The following is a 22,308-nucleotide window of genomic DNA, read 5'->3' on the forward strand; positions in this document are numbered from 1 at the left end:
CCCTCTGCGCTGCGGACGAATTCTGCTAAAAAGCATCTTCTGTCCAAGCAGCGAATCACGTCGATGCCTTTACCCTCATTTTCGCGCCCGAAGCGGCGCTGGCTGGCCGGGCTGTGCATGGCCGCCCTGGTGGTCGGGCTGCCGGTGGGTTGCGGCGTGTTGCAGCATAAGGAACGCGAGCTGGTCTTTCGCATCGAGCCGGGGACGGCGAGCTGGTTCAGCGGGCTTCCCAGCAGCGTGCAGGAATTCGATCTCAAGCCGAAAAGCTTCAAGGCTGGGGAAAATATCCACGGCTGGTGGTGGCCGGCCGAACGCAAGAATGCGCCGGCGATCCTGTACCTGCATGGGGTGCGCTGGAACCTGACCGGGCAGTTGTTTCGCATCCAGCAACTGCGAGCGTTGGGCTATTCGGTGTTGGCTATCGATTACCGCGGTTTCGGCAAAAGCCATGGGGAGCTGCCTTCGGAAGCCAGCGTCTACGAAGATGCGCGCATCGCTTGGCAACGGCTTGAAGTGCTGCAACCAGACCCTGCCCTGCGGCTGATCTATGGTCACTCGCTGGGTGGCGCCGTCGCGGTGGACCTTGCTGCGGAGTTGGGCCAGAAGGCCGCGAAGGATGGAGGCACCCAAGTCCGAGGCCTGGTCATCGAATCCACGTTCACCTCCCTGGGAGATGTCGCCACCGCGATGGCGAATACCTCCTTGCCGGTGCGCTGGCTGCTGTCGCAGAAGTTCGACTCCATCGACAAGATCGGCGAGATCAACATGCCGCTGCTGATTGTCCACGGTTCCGCCGACCAGTACGTGCCACCCCGCTTCAGCGAGCAACTGTTCAACGCCGCCCGCGAGCCCAAGCGCCTGTTGCTGGTGCCCGGTGCAACGCACAACAACAGCATGAGCCTGGCGGGCAAGAACTACCGCCAAGCGCTGGACACCTTGATGAAATACCGGCCGACGCCGGTGGCCGGCCAACCCCAGGCGAGTCCGGGCAAGGCGGGTTAGCGCCGATCCCAGAGGGAGGCAATCCAGAGGGAGCCAAAACTGTAGGAGCAAAGCTTGTTCCCACAATGGACCTGAGGTGGACGCCGGGTCTGTGAGCAACCGGGGGTGGATGCGATGCCAGTGAATGCCTCGGAAACAAAAACGGCACCTTTCGGTGCCGTTTTTGTTTCTTCGCTGAGGTGTTACTTGCGGGCTGCCTCCCACGACTTCAGCAGCTCGGCGTAGCTCACGGTCTCGCCTTTTGGCTTCTCGTTCGCCAGTTTCGGCTTCGGTGCGCCCGGTTGGTCGAACCAGTATTGCGCGTCGCGCTCGGGGTTCATTTTCGGGGCGCAGGTGGCTTGGGCCTTGGAGCGTTCCAGGCGCGTCATGATCGCGTCCTGGTCCTTGGCCAAACCGTCGAGGGCCTGTTGCGGGGTTTTCTCGCCACTGGCGGCCTCGGCGATGTGGCTCCACCACAGTTGCGCAAGACGCGGGTAGTCCGGCACGTTGGTCCCGGTCGGGGTCCATTGCACGCGGGCCGGGCTGCGATAGAACTCCACCAGGCCGCCGAGTTTCGGTGCCAGATCGGTCATCGCCTGGGAGTTGATGTCCGACTCACGAATCGGCGTCAGGCCGACGATGGTCTTCTTCAGCGACACGGTTTTCGACGTCACGAACTGCGCGTAGAGCCAGGCCGCCAGTTTCTGCTTCTCAGGCGTGGACTTCATGAACGTCCACGAACCCACGTCCTGATAGCCCAGCTTCATGCCCTCCTCCCAATACGGGCCGCGTGGCGACGGCGCCATGCGCCATTTCGGCGTGCCATCGGCGTTCACCACCGGCAGGCCCGGCTTGGTCATGTCGGCGGTGAAAGCGGTGTACCAGAAGATCTGCTGGGCGATGTTGCCCTGGGACGGCACCGGGCCGGACTCAGAGAAGGTCATGCCCGCCGCTTCCGGTGGCGCGTACTTCTTCAGCCAGTCCACGTATTTGGTGGTGGCAAACACCGCTGCCGGGCCGTTGGTGTCGCCGCCGCGGGTCACGCTGGAGCCGACCGGGTGGCAGTCCTCGACACGAATGCCCCACTCGTCCACCGGCAAGCCGTTGGGCAGCCCCTTGTCGCCGCCACCGGCCATGGAGAACCAGGCATCGGTGAAGCGCCAGCCCAGGGACGGGTCTTTCTTGCCGTAGTCCATGTGGCCATAAACGCGCTTGCCGTCGATCTCCTTGACGTCTTCGGAGAAGAACTTGGCGATGTCTTCATACGCCGACCAGTTCACCGGTACGCCCAGCTCGTAGCCGTATTTCTCCTTGAACTTGGCCTTCAGCTCGGGACGCTCGAACCAGTCGGCGCGGAACCAGTACAGGTTGGCAAACTGTTGGTCGGGCAACTGGTAGAGCTTGCCGTCCGGCGCGGTGGTGAAGGACGTGCCGATGAAGTCCTTGAGGTCCAGGGTCGGCGAGGTGAAATTCTTGCCCTCGTTGGCCATCAGGTCGGTGATCGATTCGGTCTTGCCGTAGCGAAAGTGCGTACCGATCAGGTCCGAGTCGTTGACCCAGCCGTCATAGATGTTCTTGTCGGACTGCATCTGGGTTTGCAGTTTCTCCACCACGTCGCCTTCCTGCAGCAAATCGTGGGTGATCTGGATCCCGGTGATTTCGGCGAAAGCCTTGGCCAGCACCTTGGATTCATATTGGTGGGTGGTCAGGGTTTCCGACACCACGTTGATCTTCATGCCGCGAAACGGCTCGGCAGCCTTGATGAACCATTTGAGCTCTTCGAGCTGCTGCTCTGGAGTCAGGGTCGATGGCGTGAATTCACTGCCCACCCATTTTTTTGCGGCGTCTTCATAGGCGTCGGCCCAGGCCGCAGCACTCAGCCCGCTGAGTGCCAGCATGGCTGCCAATGAAACGCTATGTCGCAGCTTATTGTTTTTATCGAACATAGAGACCTCCTGTTTGGGTTTAAGAGCTGAGCGTCGATCGTCTGTCGCGACTAGCCCCACCGCATCACTGCCAACAGCCACACCCAAGACAACGCGAACGCTGTCCAGATGCTCCAGTCGGTCGCGCCGATCACCAGCAGATGCAGGTAGGCGCTACCGAGAAGACCGATAAACAACCGATCGCCACGGGTGGTGGCAATCGGCAGGAAACCGCGCCGAGGGACGCTCGGCGAACGCAGTTCCCACGTGGTCATGCCCGCCAACAGCAAGGCGATGACACCAAAGAAGGCCGCCGTGGGGACGGTCCAGTTCATCCATTCCATCATCGACTCCTCAGACCCGGCCCAGGGCAAAGCCCTTGGCCACGTGGTTGCGAACGAACCAGATCACCAGCATGCCCGGCAGGATGGTCAACACCCCCGCCGCCGCCAGCACGCCCCAGTCGATACCGGACGCCGACACCGTGCGGGTCATGACCGCCGCGATCGGCTTGGCATTCACCGAGGTGAGCGTGCGCGCCAGCAACAGTTCGACCCAGGAAAACATGAAGCAGAAAAAGGCCGTGACGCCGATGCCGGAGCCGATCAACGGGATGAAGATCTTGGCGAAGAACTTGGGGAAACTGTAGCCGTCAATGTAGGCGGTCTCGTCGATTTCTTTCGGCACCCCGGACATGAAGCCTTCGAGGATCCACACCGCCAGCGGCACGTTGAACAAACAGTGAGCCAGGGCCACGGCGATGTGGGTGTCGAACAAGCCGATGGACGAATACAGCTGGAAGAACGGCAACAGGAACACCGCCGGTGGCGCCATGCGGTTGGTCAGCAGCCAGAAAAACAGGTGCTTGTCCCCCAGGAACCGATAGCGTGAGAACGCATAGGCCGCCGGCAGCGCGACGCTCAGGGAAATCACCGTGTTCAGGCTCACGTAGTACAGCGAGTTGAGGTAGCCGGTGTACCAGCTCGGGTCAGTGAAGATCACCTTGTAGTTGTGGAAGGTGAAGTCCTGGGGCCACAGGGTCAGGCTGCCGAGGATCTCGGTGTTGCTCTTGAACGACATGTTCAGCAGCCAGTAGATGGGCACCAGCAGGAACAGGATGTAGATCAGCAACGGGATCAGCTTTCTCTTGTTCATGGGGCGGGCCTCAACGGTTGGCGTCGGAATGCGTCATGGCGGTGTAGAACAGCCACGACACCAACAGGATGATCAGGAAATACACCAGGGAAAACGCCGCCGCCGGGCCCAGGTCGAATTGACCGATGGCCATCTGCGTCAGGGTCTGGCTGAGGAACGTAGTGGCGTTGCCCGGCCCGCCGCCGGTCAGCACGAACGGCTCGGTGTAGATCATGAAGCTGTCCATGAAGCGCAGCATCACCGCGATCAGCAGCACGCTCTTCATCTTCGGCAACTGGATGTGCCGGAACACCGCCCAGTTGGACGCCCGGTCGATCCGCGCAGCCTGGTAGTACACGTCGGGAATCGCCCGCAGCCCGGAATAGCACAGCAGCGCCACCAACGAAGTCCAGTGCCAGACATCCATCACCAGCACCGTGACCCAGGCGTCCATGGTGTTGGCCGCATAGTTGTAGTTGATGCCCAGGGCGTTGAGGAACGACCCCAACAGGCCGATGTCGGCGCGGCCGAAGATCTGCCAGATGGTGCCCACCACGTTCCATGGGATCAGCAACGGGATCGCCAGGATGATCAGCACCAGGGACGACCATTTGCCCTTGGTCGGCATGGTCAGGGCGATGGCGATGCCCAGGGGAATTTCAATCAGCAGCACGCACGCCGAGTAGATGAACTGGCGCAGCAACGAGTCGTGCAGCCGTGGGTCGAGCAGCACCTGCTTGTACCAGTCGGCACCGACAAAGTAGCGGCTGGACTGGTCGAAAATGTCCTGCACCGAATAGTTGACCACAGTCATCATCGGGATCACGGCGCTGAACGCCACCAGCAGGAACACCGGCAGCACCAGCCACCAGGCCTTGTTGTTCTGCACCTTGTTCATGGCTGCACCTCGCTCAAGGGTTCCAGCAAGTACTCATCGGCATAGACCATCAGCCACTGCGCCGGAAAACTGATGTACGCGGTGCCTTCGGGCACCGGTTTGTCTTCGGCCAGGCGCACCTTCAGCGGCGCACCATCGAGGTTGAGGGTCAGGATCTTGTAGGTGCCCAGGTCTTCGACGTGGACCACATCGGCACGCATCGCCTCGTCATACGGCCCGTCCCAGACGTGGACGAACTCCGGACGAATGCCGACCTTCAGGCGCTTGCCCCCGGCCTCGGCCACGCGCCGTTGCAAGGTCTCGGACAACGGCAAGACAGTCGATCCGAAACCGACGCCACCGGGTTGCACCGTGACCTCGATCAGGTTCATCCCCGGGCTGCCGATGAAGTAGCCGACAAAGGTATGGCTCGGGCGCTCGAACAGCTCCCGAGGTGTGCCGAATTGGACGATCTGGCCGCCGTACATCACCGCGATCTTGTCGGCGAAGGTAGAGGCCTCCAACTGGTCGTGGGTGACGTAGACCATGGTGATGTTGAACTGCTCGTGGATCTGCTTGAGCTTGCGCCGCAGTTTCCATTTCAGGTGCGGGTCGATCACCGTCAGCGGCTCGTCGAACAGGATCGCCGACACGTCGTCGCGCACCAGCCCGCGGCCCATGGAGACCTTCTGTTTTTCGTCGGCGGTGAGGTTGCGGGCCTTTTTGTCCAGCAGGTTTTGCAGGTCCAGGACCTCGGCGATTTCCTGCACCTTGGTGTGGATGCGCGCCTCGGCCATGCCCTGGTTGCGCAGTGGGAAGGCCAAGTTGTCGAACACCGTCATGGTGTCGTAGACCACCGGGAACTGGAACACCTGAGCGATGTTGCGCCGCTCCGGAGACAGCTCGTTGACGATCTTGCTGTCGAACATCACCTGGCCCTCGGAGGGGCTGAGCAGGCCGGAAATGATGTTGAGCAAGGTGGACTTGCCGCAGCCCGAAGGCCCGAGCAAGGCATAGGCGCCGCCCTGCTCCCAGATGTGGTTCATCTCGCGGATCGCGTAGTCCTCGGGGCCCGCCGGGGTGCTGGTGTAGCTGTGGGCGAGGTTCTGCAAACGAATTTCAGCCATCAGGCAACCCTCGCAATACGCTGGCCCGGGGCCTGGACCAACTTGCCCGAGGCATCGAAGACAAACAGTTTGTGGGTCGGGATGTAGATGCGGATCGGCGCATCGACGTCGTACTCGTGCACGCCGGGCAAGTGCAGCACCAGCAGGAAATGCTCGTTGCGCACGTGCAGGAAGGTCTCCGACCCGCTGATCTCGGCGACCTCGACGGTCACCGCCAACTCCAGGTCGTCGTCGTTGCTCGGCACCAGGGAGATGTGGCTGGGACGCACACCGAAACGGAACTCACCCTCGCCCACCGGCCGCAGGTCGACGTTCAACGGGAAGTGCACGAAATTGGCGAAGCTCACTTCATTGCCGGCGATGCGCCCGGGCATGAGGTTGATCGGCGGTTCGGAAAACAGCTCGGCGGCCAGCACGGTTTGCGGCTGGTGATACACCGAAGACGATTTGCCGCTCTGGATCACCCGCCCCTCATGCAGAATCGTCGTCGTGCCGCCCAGGGCCAACGCTTCGTTGGGCTCGGTGGTGGCGTACACGGCGATGGTGTGGCGGGCCTGGAACAGTTCGCGCATTTCCTGGCGCAGTTCTTCGCGCAGCTTGTAGTCCAGGTTCACCAGCGGCTCGTCGAACAGGATCAGTTCGGCGTCCTTGACCAGCGCCCGGGCCATGGCCGTGCGCTGTTGCTGGCCGCCGGACAGCTCCAGGGGATAGCGCTTCAGGAATTTTTCGATCCGCAGCATGCGGGCGGTTTGCAGGACCTTGTCCTGGATGATCTCGTTCGACACACCGGCCTGGCGCAGGGGCGAGGCAATGTTCTCGAAGACGGTCATGGTCGGGTAGTTGATGAACTGCTGATAGACCATCGACACGTTGCGCAGCCGCACCGGGCGCTTGGTCACGTCGACGCCGTTCATCAGGATGCGCCCGCTGTCGGGTTTGTCCAGGCCGGCCATCAGCCGCATGAGACTGGTCTTGCCGGACAGGGTGCGGCCCAGCAGGACATTGAAGGATCCGGGTTCGAAACTCAGGTTCGCATCGTCGATCCAGGGCTGGCCCTCGACGGTGCGACAGATGTGCTCAAGCGTTAATGACATGGCTCGGCCTTTTTATTTTTGGAGTCAAGCGACCGGAGCTTAAAAGCGAAAGACGTGCCAGATTTTCCAAACCATTGATCTTCCTGGGTTTCAGCAGAATCTGTCAGAAAAATACATTCGTTGATGAACACAAGTGAACAGGCAGGCGTGAACAACTGAACAATTCGATGGTTGACAATGAACAATTTTGAACAACACTGAATGGACGTTTTCAGCTAGCCCGCTCCCATAAGGGTTGGTGTATGAAGTGACATTCAGGCTTGCCTCTGCACAAGGAGTCTGTGCGAGACTTGCCCACAACAATAAAAAACAGCACCTGCGAGAGTGCCCTATGGCCGCACCTGCACAAGCCTTGTCTCATGACGCCATCATCCAGGCGTCCTGGTCCCGTTGCCGCGCCTTCGGCCTGAATCACCAAAGCGCGCCGGCCTTCGACCCACTGCCCGCCGAGGGCATCGCCCAGTTGCTGGAGAGCCAGCACTCACTGGTGCAGACCACCCATCAGGAAGTCCTGCCGTATTACGAGAACATCCTGAGCAACTCCAATTGCCTGATCATGCTGGCCGATAACCAGGGCCAGGTGTTGACCTCCTGGGGCACCCAGCGCTTCATCGAACCGAAACTGGCCCACGGTTTCAGCGCCGGGGCGAGCTGGATGGAGCGCTGCACCGGCACCAACGCCATCGGCACCGCGCTGGCCTGCGAGCAGGCGGTGCACATCGAACACGATGAACACTTCCTCAAGGCCAACCGTTTCATGACCGGCTCCGCCGCGCCGATCTTCGACGCCGAACGCAAGGTCATCGCCGTGCTGGACGTGTCCAGCGACAGCTACCTGCCGCCGTCCCACACCCTGGGCATGGTCAAGATGATGAGCCAGACCGTGGAAAACCGGCTGATCCTCAACCTGTTCCGCGGTGAACACTTCCAGCTGACCTTCAACACTGGCTTGAACAACCTCGACAGCCAGTGGGCCGGGCTGTTGATTTTCGACGAGAGCGGTCAGGTGCTTTCCGCCAATCGCCGGGCCGACAACCTGTTGGGCCTGAGCCTGTCGCGGGTCAGCATCGAAAGCCTGTTCCAGGTCTCGCTGATGGAGCTGCTCAATCAGCCCGACAGCCTGCCGTTCTCCCTGCAAGCGGCCGGGCGCAACCGTTTTCAATGCCTGCTCAAGCGTCCGAAACAGGTGTCGATCAAGCCGCGCATCTTCGCCGAAGCGCCTCCCGCCCCCGCGCCGGCACCCGCCAGCACGGCCATCAGCCTCAACGCCTTGCACTTCGGCGATAGCCGCGTGGAAAAAGCCGTGCGCCAGGCCGAGCGGTTGCTGGAGAAGGACATTCCGCTGCTGATCCACGGCGAAACCGGTGTGGGCAAGGAAGTGTTCGTCAAGGCGCTGCACCAGGCCAGCTCGCGCTGCAAGCAACCGTTCATTGCCGTCAACTGCGCGGCCATTCCCGCCGAGTTGGTGGAGTCGGAATTGTTCGGTTATGAAAAAGGCGCCTTCACCGGCGCCAATCAAAAAGGCAGCATCGGCCTGATCCGCAAGGCTGATCGCGGCACGCTGTTCCTCGACGAGATCGGCGACATGCCCCTGCCGACCCAGGCCCGGCTGCTGCGGGTATTGCAGGAGCGTTGCGTACAACCGGTGGGCAGTGCCGAGCTGTTCCCGGTGGACATCCGCATCATCTCGGCCACCAACCGCTCGCTGCGTGAACAGGTGCAACTGGGGCGGTTTCGTGAAGACTTGTACTACCGCATCGGCGGCCTGACCCTGGAACTGCCGCCGCTGCGCGAACGCAGCGACAAACAGGCACTGTTCAAACGCCTTTGGGAACACCACCGCGAACCGAGCCAATGGGCCGGCCTGAGCCGCGAAGTGATGGAATTGTTCGAGCGCCATCCGTGGCCGGGTAACCTGCGCCAGGTCAGCAGCGTATTGCAAGTGGCCCTGGCGATGGCCGAAGAACAACCGATCCGCCCCGAGCACCTGCCGGACGACTTCTTCGTCGACCTGGAGATGGAACCGGTGGAAACCCCGGAACCGCTGACGGTGGACTTGAACGACGCCGAGGATTTGAACCGTCAGTTGCAGGCCGTGGGCGGCAACATTTCGCACCTGGCACGGCGGCTGGGGGTCAGCCGCAACACCTTGTACAAACGCCTGCGGCAACTTGAAAGCTGATACAAAACCTGTGGAAACGGGCTTGCTCGCTCCCACAGGCGTTTCGATTAACTGACGGGCATCACTGCGAAGAGGCTGCCCTTGCGTTGAACCACCGGGTTAATCAAATGCACCGTTGAGCACTTCATAGATGATGCCGGTGGCAATCGCCACCAGGATCAGGTCGGTGCCAACCTGCTGCCACTCATACCCGTCGTAATGCGGCAACCGCCCCAACAACCGGCCATCGAGTTTCTTGGCGATGCCGGGCGGCAGCGGCTTGCCCCGGGCGAGATTTTTCTGAATGCCCGGCGGCAGTGCCGGGCCGGGGCTCCAGTAATCGCGGTAGCCGCCAATTACGCCCAGGATCCCGCCACGGTCGATGCTCGGGCCATTGTGCCAATCGCCCCCGCCGCCACCGGAGGAGTAACCCTTGCCACCCTGGTTACCGGCATTACCCTGCCCGCCTTTGTTACCGTGCCCACCTTTGCCTTGGCCGTGACCCGGGCCTTGATCGAATTGAGCATTTCCCTTGCCGTTACCCGGATCGGCGACCACCGTCGCGGGGCCCGCTACAAGGGCGAAACAGGTAACGGCAACAATCAATGAGCGCGATTTGAGCATGGTGGTCCTCGCAAAAATGGCTATTGCCCTATCAATGTAGACGCTAACGTTGATACGGATTGCCCTTCTCCCCATTCTCTTTCCCCAGAACCGCGTGTTGTTCAGTCGTGATCAGGGTCGCTTTAGGCTCTGTACGAAAAGTCTTGAGACGAAGGTCAGGCAAGGCGAAAACAGCCGAGGAACGGCCGGGGTCGCGCTCGACTTTACGGGTTGTAAATGAGCATTCCGAGGCTGTTTTCAACGCAGCATGAACGAGTATCAAGGCTTTTCGTACAGAGCCTAGAATCGCTTTGTATTATCAGTGACTTATTGTTGAGGCATGGTTGCAACGTTGCCCGTGTCATTGCACGTTTCTCGGGGCGCTGATGGCTGTCGTCATGCCATTCGTCAGCTGCGCCAGGTTGCAGCCAACAGGCCGTTTTGCCTGGCTCAGGCCTTGCTTGGGCTTGTCTCGGCAGCCAAGAACGACGTCATTCTGACGCGGCGGCACACTAATCAATGCTTGGTCAGCAAACGGAGACGTACCGTGTCAACGCTTAACGAAATCGCAGCGAACCACGCGAGAATGGCAAAGGCAAAGGAACAAGAGTCGATACGGTTGAGCGGGCTGCATGCTCAGGTGGTGGGAAGTTTTGAAATGCCACCCGTCGAAGCGAAACAGGAAATGCCGCTGCACATCATGGTGGCCGTTCAGGATCATGCTTTCGCAGAGGGGGTTGCCCTGGTTTTTTAATCCGGGATGTGGGCGGGAACCCGTCGCCCACTGATGCAGCGGGCGACCGGGATGACGGCCGTTGCGTTATAGGTTACGCGTGGCAAAACCGCCGAAACTGGAGAACGTCAGGTCCTTGCACAAGCCTTCCAAGTCACCATAAATGAGTTTTGAACCAAAGTTCATCAACAACAACTCGGAAAACAGCGTCGCCACGCTCTGCTTCCTTATGATGATCTGGTGCGCCTCAGCCGCTGGAAAACTGTCCTCTACTCCATAGCCAATACTGAACACCCCACTTTGAGACTTCAGCCGGTCATTCATATAGTTCGGCGTGTAGAAACAAAAACCATCACCGCGTGCATCGGGGACACTGGAAAAAACATCCGCCGGCAACGCCTTGGTTTCCACCCAGATATGATCACTTGCGTGCCTGCGGGGTGTCACCACATACACAGCGGCGTCATTTTCCACAATTCCAACCCGCTCATCCGCATCGACCGGAATCGTGTCGTTATCGTTGTAGCCAGCCATCAAGGCAACGCTCTCGACCAGCGGAATCCTCTTATAGCGCACCCCGTCCAGCGCAAAAAAGAGTGCAACCAAGGGCGACAACGACCAATCCAGCAACCGAGTGGGCATGCCATAGTGCTGAGCCAGTGCAAGCACATCCCAATCGTTGTGCGAGGAAAGCTGATGGTAGGCGTGTCGTTCGGCATTGAATTTCCTGAATGCCTTGGTGGCCCTGTCGATCAAATCCCCCGACCGGGTTTTGGGGCTGCGGGCCAGGGAAGTCACCAAGCCCCAACTCGCGTTACCCTGACCTCGATAAACCGACCCGTGGACGGTATCGGATTCCTTGTTGAGTTTCTTAACAGCGTCGATGTACTCCGTCAGGCTCGACACTGTAGTGGTTGATTGGTACACAGCACTTCACTCCCTGAATAGATAGTCAACAACTCACCCGTCAGAGCGAATCGTACGTCATTCAACCTTAAATGCCATCGAATCGCCACCACCCAAAAAATAAAACTCAAACGAATAGAGTGAAACCCACCACAGACCCGACACCGGGGAATAAGTGTGCGGGCTTTTCGTTTCTGGATTGCGGTTTCAGGGCTCGTTCATTCCAGCCCCGCTTGGATCAACCCCAATCAATCTCGAACGGGCTCCGAAGCAAACGCGGTATACGGCAGGAACAATGTATCGGCCACCAGACTGAACGGCAGGTCAATCACCGCCACCGGCACCAGGGCGCGCAAGATTCCAGCGCTGTCGTCCGTGGCGGCCTTGATCAGCTCAACATCGGTGGAAGTTCCACAATAAGGATGTGGGCCACACATTGGACGATCACCAAAGGTTTCGGAAAGCGTCGAGCATCCTGTCAACAACATTACGGCCAACGTGCCCAAGAAGGATTTCATAAAGTTGCTCAGTATCGGAGAAGGAGTGTTCCTTTGCAGCTCGCACTACAGCGGGCAAGTGTTGGTAATTTCATAGTCAGCGCTGGGCGAGGAGATTACCACCACCCAGCCCTTTGAAAAGGACAGGCCGTGCTGCTCGACGATGGCGCTGATTTGCGGGCAGAACTTCTTGGCGTCCTCTTCCGTTCCGTCGATGGCGATGTTGACCGTACGCTGCTCAGCCGAGAACTCGGACGCCTGGGTCAAGGCATCGTTGCCATCGAGAATCTTGGACAACAATGCGGCATTCTCGGCGGACGGGTCCGAACCGCTGCTGTATGCGCATTGGGAAATCACGCCTGCCAATAAACAAAACGCACGGGCTAGAAGCTTGTTTCTCACTTGGGAAGTCCTTGGGTTTGGGAGGCAAAAAATGTTGCTACTCGGGCTGCGCCGAAAGCGGAACGTCGAATATTCGATCAAAGACCCATTGAAAAACCAGCGAATAAAAAAAGAAAAACACAAACAGCCCCAGATTGGTCAGCAGTGCCAGCCACAGGCTGATACCTAGCCACACCGCAATCACCGGAGTAAGAATCAGGGTCAGGCCGCCTTCGAATCCCAGGGAATGAAGCAGCCGTCGCTGCCAGTTGCGATGGCGACTGGGTTGACGACGCTCCCACCGCTCGAACAGGCCATTGAAGAGCATGTTCCAGGCCAGCGCGACGGCAGAAATGACCAGTGACAGGAGGGTTGAATAGCCCATACCTTGCGCGTAGGTCAGCGCGAGAGCCGGCGCCACGAACAGCACGCCGCCGGCCTCGTAGAGTATGGCCTGGAGGATCTTGCGGGGGGTGCCTTGCATCGTCGGGCTCCTTTGGGTCCAGGGTTGGAAGCCCACAGCCTGGCAAGTTGAGCGCCCGCGCACAATTGAGCTAAATTGAGCCAGGCTCAACCTGAGTAACCCATCTGCCCATGTTCGCCCAACTGCCCCTCACCGCCCTGCGCGGCTTCGAATCCGCCGCACGGCTGGGCAGCTTCAAGGCGGCGGCCCAGGAACTGAATATCAGCCCCGCAGCGATATCTCATCAGGTCAAAAGCCTTGAAACCGTCCTTGGCGTACGCCTGTTCGAACGCTCCAGCCAAAGCGTGCGCCTGAGCGCCGACGGCGAGCGTCTTCAGCCACATGTCCATCGCGCCCTGCTCGATCTCCAGCACGGCCTGCAAACACTGTCCCCCCCTTGCGCCGCGCAATCCCTGACGGTGAGCACGACGCCAGCGTTCGCCAGCCTGTGGCTGATACCCCGACTGGGCGACTTTCATCGGCTGCACCCGGAGATCGACATCCGGCTGCACAGCAGCAACGAGGTGGTAGACCTGCACCGCGACGCCAGCATCGACCTGGCAATCCGCGCCCTCTTCACCCCGGCCCCACAACTGTTCGAACAACCTTTGCTGGACGAATACTTTGGCGTTTATTGCCGCCCCGACTGGCAACCACCGGCAGCAGGTTCGCCCATCGACCTGATCGACGTGCCCTGGCTGAGCAACGCAAAGGTGGCAGTCGACTGGCCCGCCTGGTGCGCCAAGGCCGACACCCTGGCTTGGCTGGATAACGCACGTTTACGCCGTTATGACGAAGAACAGCACGCCCTACAGGCAGCAATCGCCGGGCATGGGCTGGTGCTCGCGAGCAATGTGCTGGTGGCTGAGGCGATTGCACGGGGGCAATTGATCGGCTATCGGTCGGAGGTGCGTCTGACGGGTGCGCGGTATACGGTGGTGTGCGTACCGGGGCGGGAACGGCAGGCGGCGGTGCGGGGGTTTAGTGAGTGGTTGTTGGGACTGCGTATTGGTTGAGTTCTGACCAGCTAGGCCTGTTCGGCACCGCCTACCCTCCTCAGGCATCAATAACCTTATCCACATACATATTCATAAACCAATCAGGTATTTCTTCTTCGTGGAACTGAAGGTCAGTGCCATTGGTTATCTCTGCCAACAACCGTGAGCGATAGCAGATACGGAGACAGATGCGAGCACTACCGCCAGTACCAGAGTCATGATTTTCATGGTCCACTTCCTATGATGATTGATGTTTTAGTTACGGCTGTAGAAAAAAATACGGATACGGCGGCTCGACAACAAAACCTTTCCTTTTGCTGGCCCTCAAATTACTCCCGATCATGTCTTGCATGTCCACCAGCACACGCGCCGAACTACCATACTTTGAATGCCCAAGAAGATCGTCAATACCCCCCGCACGAGTGATATCGACGGAGTCGATGCCAGGGGAGTAAAAACCTTCAGGGCCACTAAAGCCCAGCATTTCCCGATCAGCCAGATAGGTGCTGGAGGAAAGGAGTAGCGCCTTGTCCTCCGACGACATATAAACGGTTGCGCGACCAAATTTACTGAATACCGCCTTATATTTTGAAATGAACGTCTCCCTGGGAAAATCAGGCGCAGCCAGTATGATATTACCCAGTTTCTTATCCAATAGCTTTGTATGGGTAGAATAGAGTCTAGCCAATGCGGGAATCACTACTTTTGACCCCATGCTATGCGCCAGGATATGAATTTTTCTTCCTTGCGTAGCGGTCGCCAGCTTTAACATGAATTTTTCGAAGTCATCCACGGAATCCAACGCCCTGCCGAAATCGCGGTTGTACTTTAACGGATCGCCAATAGAAGGCCAACTGAACACCACCGGTTGCAAACCAGGATCAATGTCATAGGAAACCTGAGCGGCGCGCTTAACCGCATCGTCGAATTTCACGTTAAAGCCATGTACAAAAAGCAATACATCATTGCCTTTAATACCATTCTTTGCCTTGAACTGCTTAAGGAAGTCAGCCTCAGACAATGCCAGTGACTTGTCATTCAGCAAGGTGATAATCGGATCATCCTGTTCATCCACCACGCCGAACTTCATCAACACTTTGAATGCCGGGCTATGTGAGTCTTTAAAACTCCCCACATCCCTCTTCAAAGGAATCAGGACCGTCTCCTGACCATAAGAAAGAGGATCACCGGATACATTCAACTCAGGCAATAGGCTGCCATCCGGTGTCTTTTTTCTATTCGTTGCATAGCTGACCTTCACCGCCGCAAAAGCTTCGGTTTTCTGTATGGATTCCGGCACTGGATAAGCCGCCTCCTCGGAAACGGGAGCCGGAAACGAAACCGAAGATGCACACCCAGCAAAGAACAAGCTGAACGACATAAGCCAGATAACACCGAATACGGAAAGCCGCATTGCTCTTCATCCTTGAATTCATTTAGTACAAGCAGCAAAGCTGCAAGGCAAGCGTAAGGTATTGTCACACGCCCAGTAGGCTGCAATGCCTCAAGCATCACAACAAAACAAATAGCATCATTTCGCCATTAGTCAAGGAGTACCGAAGCTTTATGCCACAGGCACGGGCGAAAACTGAAGACAGATCACGATTTTCATCATCAGCGCACCTCAAATCATGCCCCCCGGCTTCATCCTTGAGTGAACACCCGATGATGTGAAACCAGACTCTACTTGTAATTTGACGATTACATTTTCTCGACTATATTACAATGCAAAATAAATTTCGGGATGGAATCCGATGAACTATCTCAACAGCTACGATCCGAGCGAGATCTTAAACAGCAAAATACTATCGTTTGCGCCAAACAATATTGTTGTACAAGAGCGGAACACCGTGTTTTTTGACGGTCCCAAGGCGACCAATCCCTCGCCAGCGATTCATAGTGGCGGCTATCCGTTTACCTCACTTGGTCAATTAGGTGGATTTTACCTGAATTCTTCGCGCCAGGAGAGCGTTGCAATAAATCAGCTAGAGAATCGGCATTGCATTCCATACAACCCTCATGGTCAATACAACTCTTGGCGCGCCGATCAATTAGTACTTCTGGATACAGATGATGTTCAACAAATAAAAAACGCCTTGAACGCCGATGCTTATTTCACTTCAGGCAGTTCCATCCAGCCAAATTTCAACTTTTCCAACCCCCTATCAAAGAATGCCGGCGATTACTTTTCCCAACACTTCAATCAACTCGGCCTAAACAACCAAAACATACAACTATGCTTATCTGACCTGGCTCAAGATCCGATCGCATACTCAGAGGTTTGCGGCTGGCTGAAATTTCGCAGAAATGACATAAAATCGGGCGATAGACTGAACAACCATTACGCCAACTTGCGAGATTCAAAGGCGCAGCATTATGCTTCGGAAAACAGAGGAGAATATGCCGCCGCAAAACTTATGATAACGGTCATGGGTAATAATTATCAGTTGAAAATTGGCAAGGCCTCCTCAGGGCGAACCAATGGGATAGACCAGATATGGGTCAAGCGAAACATGCAGACTGGCGCGGTAGAGGAATATCTCATTGTTGAATGCAAAGGAAGTGTGGACGCCCACCTCGGTGATGCCAGCTATGGTCGGCAGATGTCTACCCGCTGGATTTTTCATTGTTTGCTCGGGTTGCTTGGAACCAGTGGAAATTTAGCAAGCACATCGACGTCGGACGTATATGCAAAGAAAACAATGGTTAATAAAATCCTGCTTGCGCTCATCAATCCAGGATCGGTTCCGGTGAGAGGCATGATTATTCAACCCATGAGAAAATCCAAGACCGACTCAGACTCTGTAGATATTTATGAGCTCGGAACCTACAGCTTAGTCAATGAATACAATATGGCCTGGCAAGCGTGTTATGGGACTGGCACACCTCCCAAACAGACGGTCACAGGGTTCAGGCTTTAATTTATATTGCCATGAAAAACTGAGGGCACTGAGGGAATACCGTCAATGCAAGACCCTGCGGCTCTCCCCTATCCTGATCCGATCGAGCGCCCGGTTTAAAGCATCCAAGGCATCGAGCAGGGCTTTCGCCTCAGCTTCCCGACCGTCGCCCCAAAGGCGCTCAGCCACTTTGTTCAGTGCCAGGATGGAACGCTCAATGTCGGCAGCCGTTGCCGCTTTGCTTTCCTGAACTTTCTTGGGCATTGCTTACCTTCCCTCAGGGCGAACTTCCTCAACTTCAACACCAACACGTCGTCCCAGCGAGGCACATGCTACAAGTTGGTAGTCGTTCCTGCATCTCAGCGAAGGGGAGAGAACGGGAAACAAGTCACAATCACGAGCTCACCGGCAATCGGTCATCTCATCATCGCGGGCTGCCCCCCGCTTTCCCGGTTACTTGGCTTTCGCGCTCTTGATGTCACTGATGATTTGCTGCGAAATCGCCTGGACCTGCTTTTGGGTCATGGCCGACATGGCGCCTTCCCAAGCGGACGAAGACGTATCATACGTCCGAGTACCAATCAGCTGACCTGATTTCAGGTCCGAGTAATCTGCACTGGAATTGACCCACGCATTGCCTACCATCACCCCAGCCCCGTAGCGTGCGCCCGGGGTCAGGTAGCGGAAGTTGGTCACGTTGATCTTGATACCGACGCCGTCCTTTCCCTGGAGGCTCGATGCTTGGGTCTCCGTGAGGCTGTAGCCCGCGCGAGTCGCTTCGGCTTGCAGGGCCTCATTCCACTCCTGCTTCAAGCGAGGCCAATCCTCGTTTTGTTGAACCTTGCTATTTCCTTCAAAGTTTACGATCAGGTTCTGCTTGGCAGCTTCCTGAATGACGAGCGTTTCAGTTCCGCCGCTTTTTACCGAGGCGGCACATCCGCTCAACATCAAAACGGCAACAGCACAGGACAGCGCAATCGAAAGCTTGGGGGTGTTCATTGAATTTCCGTATCCACAAAATCGGTTGAGAGAGCATCTAGGTATCCCCAACGTGCTAGACGAGTGCACAGGCGGGAGAGGCAGAATCTAGCATTATTGCTTCGCGGCTACGAATCGTGTTCTGCCGCCGTTCTCCTTGTATCCGCAGCCCACAAGACCATTGTCGCGGGTGACGATGGAGACAACACGGGGAAAGACTTCGATTTGAGCTCATGATCGCTTTCCACCCCACAGTAACACCACCCTGGCGATGCTCGCTCCCGACGGGCTCGGCTCGTAAAGAAGGCCAGGAAACGGCGGAAAGGATTTGAGTTGGACCAGGCCATCTCCAAGCGTTCCTGCCCCATCTCCTTTTCCGCCTGGACGATCTGCCTGGCTAAACTGAGCGCCATCGTTTTGAACGTTCTGTGAAGCGCCTGCTCCTCGGTCTCGTTTTCCAGTGGCTTAACCTTCATCTCGGAAAAGGTGAAAAGAACCCTGTCGCTGAGCACATAAGTTGTGCCGCGAATTTTTTGTATACCACCCTGAAAGATAAAATCGACCGAGCAGAACGCACGGTCGTCCATGTCTATGTAGTACAGCGGCTCACCCAAGTGGTTTCGAACTTTCCCGTCCTGGTGAATCCGGCCCAAGGGGGCTCCATCGCTGCCGTCGCCTTTGAAGACCAGATAGCGGCCATTCGTGTAGTCGTCCGACCTTAGCGCCCCTAGTTTGCCCATTCACTGCACCCATCCATGACCCTTTCCCACAAAGCTATCAGCGTCAGGGTGCCGATGCTCAATTTCTTCTGGCACCGACTCACTCAGCCACTGGCGCTTGCATTCACTCCGTTAGCATCAGCGCTGCCGCGGATTCTAAAGATAACTATCTCTGGCGCGATGCTTCGTGTTTAGCACTTGAAAAGTACATAGCACCGGGCACACCACCTTTCAGCTGCGCTCCGGTTCATTGGAAAACGGAGGAGCGGATAACTTGTATCGGCAACCGTCAAAACCAGTGAGAAACCTATGAATCTGCGCCGAATCTCGTCGGCTGGAACACTCATGCTTGCCCCATCGACTATTTGAATAACGCTGCCCGACGGCATGCTGTCAATCTGTCGCCACTCACACTGCCAGCCTGTTACCCACGTAAAGTCTAGAATTTGATAGTCGCCGGTGGCGCTTTGGCATTGAGCGAGTTTTTTGCTGGAAAGATCAAAGACAAAAAATATGGAGCTTGGATAGCCGAGCAGCTGAGTATCGTCAAGGCTCAGACCTTCCTTTAGGTTGATGGAGGCTACAAGTGCTTTGGCTCGTCTCTTGCGCCGTACCAAGTGCCATATGGCAAGGCAAAAAATAGAAACAGAGACCAGGAAGAGCTGACGTCCTTCGACTGTAAGCTCATTGGGCCAAAACCGTATGATGCCCCACAAGAATCCTATCGTCGCAAGCCCCGATAACCAAGCGGCGGAAATCACTATGCCGTTAGCGAGGCCGGCTCCGAGCGTCCTCTCTGCCTTGTTCTTTACCAATCCTTCCAACCTTATCCACGAATGCCATAGAACTCGTTCAGTGCTATTAACTCGAACACAGCGACTCAGCTCTTCTGATAGACGCAAACCCGCTCGATGCTGCACTTGTTAGTTTTTGCAGACCACCTGGGGAGGCGCAGCAGGCGTCAGCTTCTTGGGAATTACAATTGGAGTGCCAGGTAAGGTGACGAGCTCGAAAACCCCCAATACGCAAATAAGCGCTTGCCCGCCATCATTGTTTGGCCTGCTACCCACCCCTGCCAGAGCTTCGTAGTCTTTCCCAGGCTCGAGCTTGTAAACGAGCGCCTGGCCACCGCAGGATGAATACGTGCTGCCATAGCTCCCAATGGTCGCGCCCAGGGTCGCAATTTGGAATGGCAGATCAGTCCTAACGCGATATTCGGTTACGATTTCTTTATATACCCCCTCGCCCATCCGAATGGCAGGGATGTACTGAGTAAGAGTGGGCGAAACTCTTTTGGGCATGCCTAAGCTCGCCGAATTCAGGGGATGCTGTGGATAGTTGATGTTCGCCCTCCCGTCCCGTCCGAAACGTCCGGCTTCAGCCATCTTATGCCGGGTAGCAGGAGCACAACTGCCGACGATGCTATCTCCATACACATCGGAGTTCGTAATAACGCGCACACGAGCCATGCCCTCTGTTTGAGTGGGCTCTTCGTATGGAACTGAAGGTATTCCAGAGCAACCGGCAAGTGCTACAGCAAAAAAAGTTACGAAAGAGGTAAACCGCATGACCATATCCTTACGTATTCGAAGTCCGATCACAAAAAGGGACAAACCCTGCTGTAAAAGCTACAGACAACAAAAAAGGGCCCACCTTTCGGTGAGCCCTTCTAGACCGCCCAGCAGAGCGGATTTTGTTTGGTAGGCGCGATTGGACTCGAACCAACGACCCCCACCATGTCAAGGTGGTGCTCTAACCAACTGAGCTACGTGCCTGCTGTGAGGCGGCATTCTACGGAATTCCAAAGGGGTGTCAACACCTTTTTTTCACCTAACCCTATGAATATGCAAAATATTTAATTTCGGCCATGGGATGTGGATTTTGCGGTGGCTGGCGGCCGTTTTTTATCTCGGGTAGGATCGCTGCACTCGTAAAAAATATAAAACAGAGGTTGCAGAATGGCGAACACATCCTATCCAACGTCCTATTACGCCGCGTCGGCCAATCCGGCCCCGTCGCGCCCTGCCCTGCAGGCTGACGTCGAAACGGATGTGTGCGTGATCGGTGCGGGTTACACCGGCCTGTCTTCTGCGCTGTTTTTGCTGGAGAACGGTTTCAAGGTCACCGTGCTGGAGGCGGCGAAGGTGGGCTTTGGGGCTTCGGGTCGCAACGGCGGGCAGATCGTCAACAGTTACAGCCGCGACATTGACGTGATCGAACGCAGCGTCGGCCCTCGACAAGCGCAGTTGCTCGGCGATATGGCATTCGAGGGTGGACGGATCATTCGCGAGCGGGTGGCGAAGTATCAGATTCAATGCGATTTGAAGGACGGCGGTGTATTCGCTGCCCTCACCGCTAAACAAATGGGCCACCTGGAGTCGCAGAAGCGTTTATGGGAGCGTTTCGGCCATAACCAGCTGGAGCTGCTGGATCAGCGGCGTATTCGCGAGGTGGTGGCTTGCGAGGAGTATGTGGGCGGTATGCTGGACATGAGCGGCGGCCATATTCATCCGCTCAACCTGGCGCTAGGCGAAGCGGCGGCAGTGGAGTCGTTGGGTGGGGTGATTCATGAGCAGTCGCCAGCAGTGCGCATCGAGCGTGGTGCCAGCCCAGTGGTGCATACGCCACAAGGCAAGGTCAGGACCAAGTTCATCATCGTGGCCGGCAATGCCTACCTGGGCAACCTGGTGCCAGAGCTGGCGGCCAAATCCATGCCGTGCGGTACGCAGGTGATTACCACCGAGCCACTGGGAGACGAGCTGGCCCATCGCTTGTTGCCTCAGGATTATTGCGTCGAAGACTGCAACTACTTGCTGGACTATTACCGGTTGACGGGCGACAAGCGCCTGATCTTCGGTGGTGGCGTCGTCTACGGCGCGAGGGATCCAGCGAATATCGAGGCAATCATCCGGCCGAAGATGCTCAAGGCGTTCCCGCAACTCAAGGATGTGAAGATCGATTACGCCTGGACCGGAAATTTCCTGTTGACGCTGTCGCGTCTTCCGCAGGTCGGGCGGCTAGGGGACAACATTTATTATTCCCAAGGCTGTAGCGGCCATGGCGTGACGTATACGCACCTGGCGGGCAAGGTACTGGCCGAAGCGCTGCGAGGTCAGGCTGAGCGTTTTGATGCGTTTGCGGACCTGCCCCACTACCCTTTCCCAGGCGGGCAGCTGTTGCGCACGCCGTTTGCGGCGATGGGGGCTTGGTACTACGGGTTGCGGGACAAACTGGGGTTCTAAAGTTGCCAACAACAAGGGCTGCTTCGCAGCCCAGCGGGAGCAAGCTCCCTCGCCACGGACTCATTCCAATCCGAGACTTTCAACCCAGACCTGAACAGCCTGATGATCGATCACGCGGCCAGCATCAACATCCGCCAATGCTTCGCGGGGCAGGCGACTCCGCTTCTCTTGAATTCTGATGTCATCAGGGACTGTCTCGGCCAGCTCTTCGAGACTCACGAGGAAACTCCAAACCACAAAAACAAAAAACCCCGGTCTTTCGACCAGGGTCTTTGCTATCGATTGGAAGCAGCTTTGCAGCTTTCTTCTTAGCTTCAAGGCGTTCAGTGGGCCTCGAAGCAGATATGGCGCAGCGGACGGGACTCGAACCCGCGACCCCCGGCGTGACAGGCCGGTATTCTAACCGACTGAACTACCGCTGCGTATCGCTGTGGACTTGCGTCCATTTGACTCGTCTGATCAAGACTCTTCGGTCCGGATCTCGAACCAGGCAAACCTGATTCGGAAAATATGGCGCAGCGGACGGGACTCGAACCCGCGACCCCCGGCGTGACAGGCCGGTATTCTAACCGACTGAACTACCGCTGCG

General features: G+C 57.2%; 24 protein-coding genes and 3 tRNA genes. 6 read left to right on the forward strand and 21 right to left on the reverse strand.

Features of this window, described 5'->3' with window-relative positions; translation table 11 throughout:
* Positions 1-63 precede the first annotated feature (63 nt).
* Complete coding sequence (locus ACODSJ_RS20260; RefSeq protein WP_489103422.1) at positions 64-1,002, forward strand: alpha/beta hydrolase; 939 nt, start codon at positions 64-66, stop codon at positions 1,000-1,002.
* Between the two features lie 182 nt (positions 1,003-1,184).
* On the opposite strand, the gene ACODSJ_RS20265 is transcribed toward ACODSJ_RS20260, so the two are convergent.
* The 6 genes from ACODSJ_RS20265 to ACODSJ_RS20290 are packed head-to-tail and all read right to left on the reverse strand — an operon-like array spanning position 1,185 to position 7,138.
* Complete coding sequence (locus ACODSJ_RS20265) at positions 1,185-2,927, reverse strand: ABC transporter substrate-binding protein (protein WP_489103423.1); 1,743 nt, start codon at positions 2,925-2,927, stop codon at positions 1,185-1,187.
* Between the two features lie 50 nt (positions 2,928-2,977).
* Positions 2,978-3,250: a DUF2160 domain-containing protein gene (locus ACODSJ_RS20270; RefSeq protein ID WP_489103424.1), complete on the reverse strand. Its 273-nt coding sequence runs from the start codon at positions 3,248-3,250 to the stop codon at positions 2,978-2,980.
* Between the two features lie 10 nt (positions 3,251-3,260).
* Complete coding sequence (locus ACODSJ_RS20275) at positions 3,261-4,061, reverse strand: carbohydrate ABC transporter permease (protein WP_489103425.1); 801 nt, start codon at positions 4,059-4,061, stop codon at positions 3,261-3,263.
* A gap of 10 nt (positions 4,062-4,071) precedes the next feature.
* Positions 4,072-4,938, reverse strand: coding sequence for a carbohydrate ABC transporter permease (locus ACODSJ_RS20280; protein WP_260961784.1), 867 nt, complete (start codon positions 4,936-4,938; stop codon positions 4,072-4,074).
* Entirely contained in the window at positions 4,935-6,044 is a 1,110-nt protein-coding gene (locus ACODSJ_RS20285; RefSeq protein WP_489103426.1) for an ABC transporter ATP-binding protein, read from the reverse strand. Before ACODSJ_RS20285 ends, ACODSJ_RS20280 begins: the two co-directional genes overlap by 4 nt.
* The gene (locus ACODSJ_RS20290; protein ID WP_489103427.1) at positions 6,044-7,138 is read right to left on the reverse strand and encodes an ABC transporter ATP-binding protein; all 1,095 of its coding nucleotides are present in this window, start codon (positions 7,136-7,138) and stop codon (positions 6,044-6,046) included. Before ACODSJ_RS20290 ends, ACODSJ_RS20285 begins: the two co-directional genes overlap by 1 nt.
* A gap of 331 nt (positions 7,139-7,469) precedes the next feature.
* Between ACODSJ_RS20290 and ACODSJ_RS20295 the strand changes: the two genes are divergently transcribed.
* Positions 7,470-9,320 (forward strand): sigma-54-dependent Fis family transcriptional regulator, encoded by a 1,851-nt coding sequence (locus ACODSJ_RS20295; RefSeq protein ID WP_489103428.1) that lies wholly within the window; start codon positions 7,470-7,472, stop codon positions 9,318-9,320.
* Positions 9,321-9,419: 99 nt separating this feature from the next.
* Here ACODSJ_RS20295 and ACODSJ_RS20300 read toward each other — a convergent pair whose 3' ends face one another.
* Positions 9,420-9,923: an anti-virulence regulator CigR family protein gene (locus ACODSJ_RS20300; protein WP_489103429.1), complete on the reverse strand. Its 504-nt coding sequence runs from the start codon at positions 9,921-9,923 to the stop codon at positions 9,420-9,422.
* A gap of 526 nt (positions 9,924-10,449) precedes the next feature.
* Between ACODSJ_RS20300 and ACODSJ_RS20305 the strand changes: the two genes are divergently transcribed.
* Complete coding sequence (locus tag ACODSJ_RS20305; protein WP_489103430.1) at positions 10,450-10,656, forward strand: hypothetical protein; 207 nt, start codon at positions 10,450-10,452, stop codon at positions 10,654-10,656.
* A gap of 66 nt (positions 10,657-10,722) precedes the next feature.
* On the opposite strand, the gene ACODSJ_RS20310 is transcribed toward ACODSJ_RS20305, so the two are convergent.
* From ACODSJ_RS20310 to ACODSJ_RS20325, 4 genes are all read right to left on the reverse strand, one after another.
* A complete protein-coding gene (locus tag ACODSJ_RS20310) occupies positions 10,723-11,562 on the reverse strand; it encodes an FRG domain-containing protein (protein WP_489103431.1) in 840 nt (279 codons plus the stop codon).
* Between the two features lie 227 nt (positions 11,563-11,789).
* Complete coding sequence (locus ACODSJ_RS20315; protein ID WP_489103432.1) at positions 11,790-12,059, reverse strand: YceK/YidQ family lipoprotein; 270 nt, start codon at positions 12,057-12,059, stop codon at positions 11,790-11,792.
* A gap of 45 nt (positions 12,060-12,104) precedes the next feature.
* The gene (locus ACODSJ_RS20320) at positions 12,105-12,440 is read right to left on the reverse strand and encodes a hypothetical protein (protein WP_489103433.1); all 336 of its coding nucleotides are present in this window, start codon (positions 12,438-12,440) and stop codon (positions 12,105-12,107) included.
* Between the two features lie 37 nt (positions 12,441-12,477).
* A complete protein-coding gene (locus ACODSJ_RS20325) occupies positions 12,478-12,903 on the reverse strand; it encodes a PACE efflux transporter (RefSeq protein ID WP_489103434.1) in 426 nt (141 codons plus the stop codon).
* A 110-nt stretch (positions 12,904-13,013) separates the two neighbouring features.
* Between ACODSJ_RS20325 and ACODSJ_RS20330 the strand changes: the two genes are divergently transcribed.
* Positions 13,014-13,898: a LysR substrate-binding domain-containing protein gene (locus ACODSJ_RS20330; protein ID WP_489103435.1), complete on the forward strand. Its 885-nt coding sequence runs from the start codon at positions 13,014-13,016 to the stop codon at positions 13,896-13,898.
* 241 nt (positions 13,899-14,139) lie between these two features.
* Here the strand turns inward: ACODSJ_RS20330 and ACODSJ_RS20335 are convergent, their stop codons facing one another.
* A complete protein-coding gene (locus ACODSJ_RS20335) occupies positions 14,140-15,294 on the reverse strand; it encodes an alpha/beta hydrolase (protein ID WP_489103436.1) in 1,155 nt (384 codons plus the stop codon).
* A 340-nt stretch (positions 15,295-15,634) separates the two neighbouring features.
* On the opposite strand from ACODSJ_RS20335, the gene ACODSJ_RS20340 reads away from it, so the two are divergent.
* On the forward strand, positions 15,635-16,801 hold the full coding sequence (locus tag ACODSJ_RS20340) for a hypothetical protein (RefSeq protein WP_489103437.1): 1,167 nt from the start codon (positions 15,635-15,637) through the stop codon (positions 16,799-16,801).
* A gap of 42 nt (positions 16,802-16,843) precedes the next feature.
* Here ACODSJ_RS20340 and ACODSJ_RS20345 read toward each other — a convergent pair whose 3' ends face one another.
* The 6 genes from ACODSJ_RS20345 to ACODSJ_RS20370 all read right to left on the reverse strand — a co-directional run bounded on the left by ACODSJ_RS20345 (position 16,844) and on the right by ACODSJ_RS20370 (position 20,252).
* Entirely contained in the window at positions 16,844-17,044 is a 201-nt protein-coding gene (locus ACODSJ_RS20345) for a hypothetical protein (protein ID WP_489103438.1), read from the reverse strand.
* 189 nt (positions 17,045-17,233) lie between these two features.
* Positions 17,234-17,779 (reverse strand): hypothetical protein, encoded by a 546-nt coding sequence (locus ACODSJ_RS20350; RefSeq protein WP_489103439.1) that lies wholly within the window; start codon positions 17,777-17,779, stop codon positions 17,234-17,236.
* Positions 17,780-17,886: 107 nt separating this feature from the next.
* Positions 17,887-18,498 (reverse strand): hypothetical protein, encoded by a 612-nt coding sequence (locus tag ACODSJ_RS20355; RefSeq protein WP_489103440.1) that lies wholly within the window; start codon positions 18,496-18,498, stop codon positions 17,887-17,889.
* 170 nt (positions 18,499-18,668) lie between these two features.
* Complete coding sequence (locus tag ACODSJ_RS20360) at positions 18,669-19,292, reverse strand: hypothetical protein (RefSeq protein WP_489103441.1); 624 nt, start codon at positions 19,290-19,292, stop codon at positions 18,669-18,671.
* A gap of 108 nt (positions 19,293-19,400) precedes the next feature.
* Positions 19,401-20,045 carry a hypothetical protein gene (locus ACODSJ_RS20365; protein WP_489103442.1) on the reverse strand — a complete coding sequence of 215 codons (645 nt, stop codon included), beginning with the start codon at positions 20,043-20,045 and terminating at the stop codon, positions 19,401-19,403.
* A gap of 130 nt (positions 20,046-20,175) precedes the next feature.
* Positions 20,176-20,252, reverse strand: a tRNA-Val gene (locus tag ACODSJ_RS20370).
* A 183-nt stretch (positions 20,253-20,435) separates the two neighbouring features.
* Here ACODSJ_RS20370 and ACODSJ_RS20375 point away from each other — a divergent pair.
* Positions 20,436-21,719: an NAD(P)/FAD-dependent oxidoreductase gene (locus ACODSJ_RS20375; protein WP_489103443.1), complete on the forward strand. Its 1,284-nt coding sequence runs from the start codon at positions 20,436-20,438 to the stop codon at positions 21,717-21,719.
* A 60-nt stretch (positions 21,720-21,779) separates the two neighbouring features.
* Here ACODSJ_RS20375 and ACODSJ_RS20380 read toward each other — a convergent pair whose 3' ends face one another.
* The 3 genes from ACODSJ_RS20380 to ACODSJ_RS20390 all read right to left on the reverse strand — a co-directional run bounded on the left by ACODSJ_RS20380 (position 21,780) and on the right by ACODSJ_RS20390 (position 22,307).
* Entirely contained in the window at positions 21,780-21,938 is a 159-nt protein-coding gene (locus ACODSJ_RS20380; protein ID WP_489103444.1) for a hypothetical protein, read from the reverse strand.
* A gap of 126 nt (positions 21,939-22,064) precedes the next feature.
* Positions 22,065-22,141 (reverse strand) — tRNA-Asp (locus ACODSJ_RS20385).
* A gap of 89 nt (positions 22,142-22,230) precedes the next feature.
* Positions 22,231-22,307, reverse strand: a tRNA-Asp gene (locus tag ACODSJ_RS20390).
* Between the last annotated feature and the right edge of the window lies 1 nt (position 22,308).

Source organism: Pseudomonas sp. FG6 (assembly GCF_057809015.1).

Bases quoted from the DNA above. Each gene is read 5' to 3' on its own strand.
- ACODSJ_RS20260 (WP_489103422.1), top strand. From the start codon at position 64: ATGCCTTTACCCTCATTTTCGCGCCCGAAGCGGCGCTGGCTGGCCGGG.
- ACODSJ_RS20265 (WP_489103423.1), bottom strand. From the start codon at position 2,927: ATGTTCGATAAAAACAATAAGCTGCGACATAGCGTTTCATTGGCAGCC.
- ACODSJ_RS20270 (WP_489103424.1), bottom strand. From the start codon at position 3,250: ATGGAATGGATGAACTGGACCGTCCCCACGGCGGCCTTCTTTGGTGTC.
- ACODSJ_RS20275 (WP_489103425.1), bottom strand. From the start codon at position 4,061: ATGAACAAGAGAAAGCTGATCCCGTTGCTGATCTACATCCTGTTCCTG.
- ACODSJ_RS20280 (WP_260961784.1), bottom strand. From the start codon at position 4,938: ATGAACAAGGTGCAGAACAACAAGGCCTGGTGGCTGGTGCTGCCGGTG.
- ACODSJ_RS20285 (WP_489103426.1), bottom strand. From the start codon at position 6,044: ATGGCTGAAATTCGTTTGCAGAACCTCGCCCACAGCTACACCAGCACC.
- ACODSJ_RS20290 (WP_489103427.1), bottom strand. From the start codon at position 7,138: ATGTCATTAACGCTTGAGCACATCTGTCGCACCGTCGAGGGCCAGCCC.
- ACODSJ_RS20295 (WP_489103428.1), top strand. From the start codon at position 7,470: ATGGCCGCACCTGCACAAGCCTTGTCTCATGACGCCATCATCCAGGCG.
- ACODSJ_RS20300 (WP_489103429.1), bottom strand. From the start codon at position 9,923: ATGCTCAAATCGCGCTCATTGATTGTTGCCGTTACCTGTTTCGCCCTT.
- ACODSJ_RS20315 (WP_489103432.1), bottom strand. From the start codon at position 12,059: ATGAAATCCTTCTTGGGCACGTTGGCCGTAATGTTGTTGACAGGATGC.
- ACODSJ_RS20325 (WP_489103434.1), bottom strand. From the start codon at position 12,903: ATGCAAGGCACCCCCCGCAAGATCCTCCAGGCCATACTCTACGAGGCC.
- ACODSJ_RS20330 (WP_489103435.1), top strand. From the start codon at position 13,014: ATGTTCGCCCAACTGCCCCTCACCGCCCTGCGCGGCTTCGAATCCGCC.
- ACODSJ_RS20335 (WP_489103436.1), bottom strand. From the start codon at position 15,294: ATGCGGCTTTCCGTATTCGGTGTTATCTGGCTTATGTCGTTCAGCTTG.
- ACODSJ_RS20340 (WP_489103437.1), top strand. From the start codon at position 15,635: ATGAACTATCTCAACAGCTACGATCCGAGCGAGATCTTAAACAGCAAA.
- ACODSJ_RS20345 (WP_489103438.1), bottom strand. From the start codon at position 17,044: ATGCCCAAGAAAGTTCAGGAAAGCAAAGCGGCAACGGCTGCCGACATT.
- ACODSJ_RS20350 (WP_489103439.1), bottom strand. From the start codon at position 17,779: ATGAACACCCCCAAGCTTTCGATTGCGCTGTCCTGTGCTGTTGCCGTT.
- ACODSJ_RS20355 (WP_489103440.1), bottom strand. From the start codon at position 18,498: ATGGGCAAACTAGGGGCGCTAAGGTCGGACGACTACACGAATGGCCGC.
- ACODSJ_RS20365 (WP_489103442.1), bottom strand. From the start codon at position 20,045: ATGCGGTTTACCTCTTTCGTAACTTTTTTTGCTGTAGCACTTGCCGGT.
- ACODSJ_RS20375 (WP_489103443.1), top strand. From the start codon at position 20,436: ATGGCGAACACATCCTATCCAACGTCCTATTACGCCGCGTCGGCCAAT.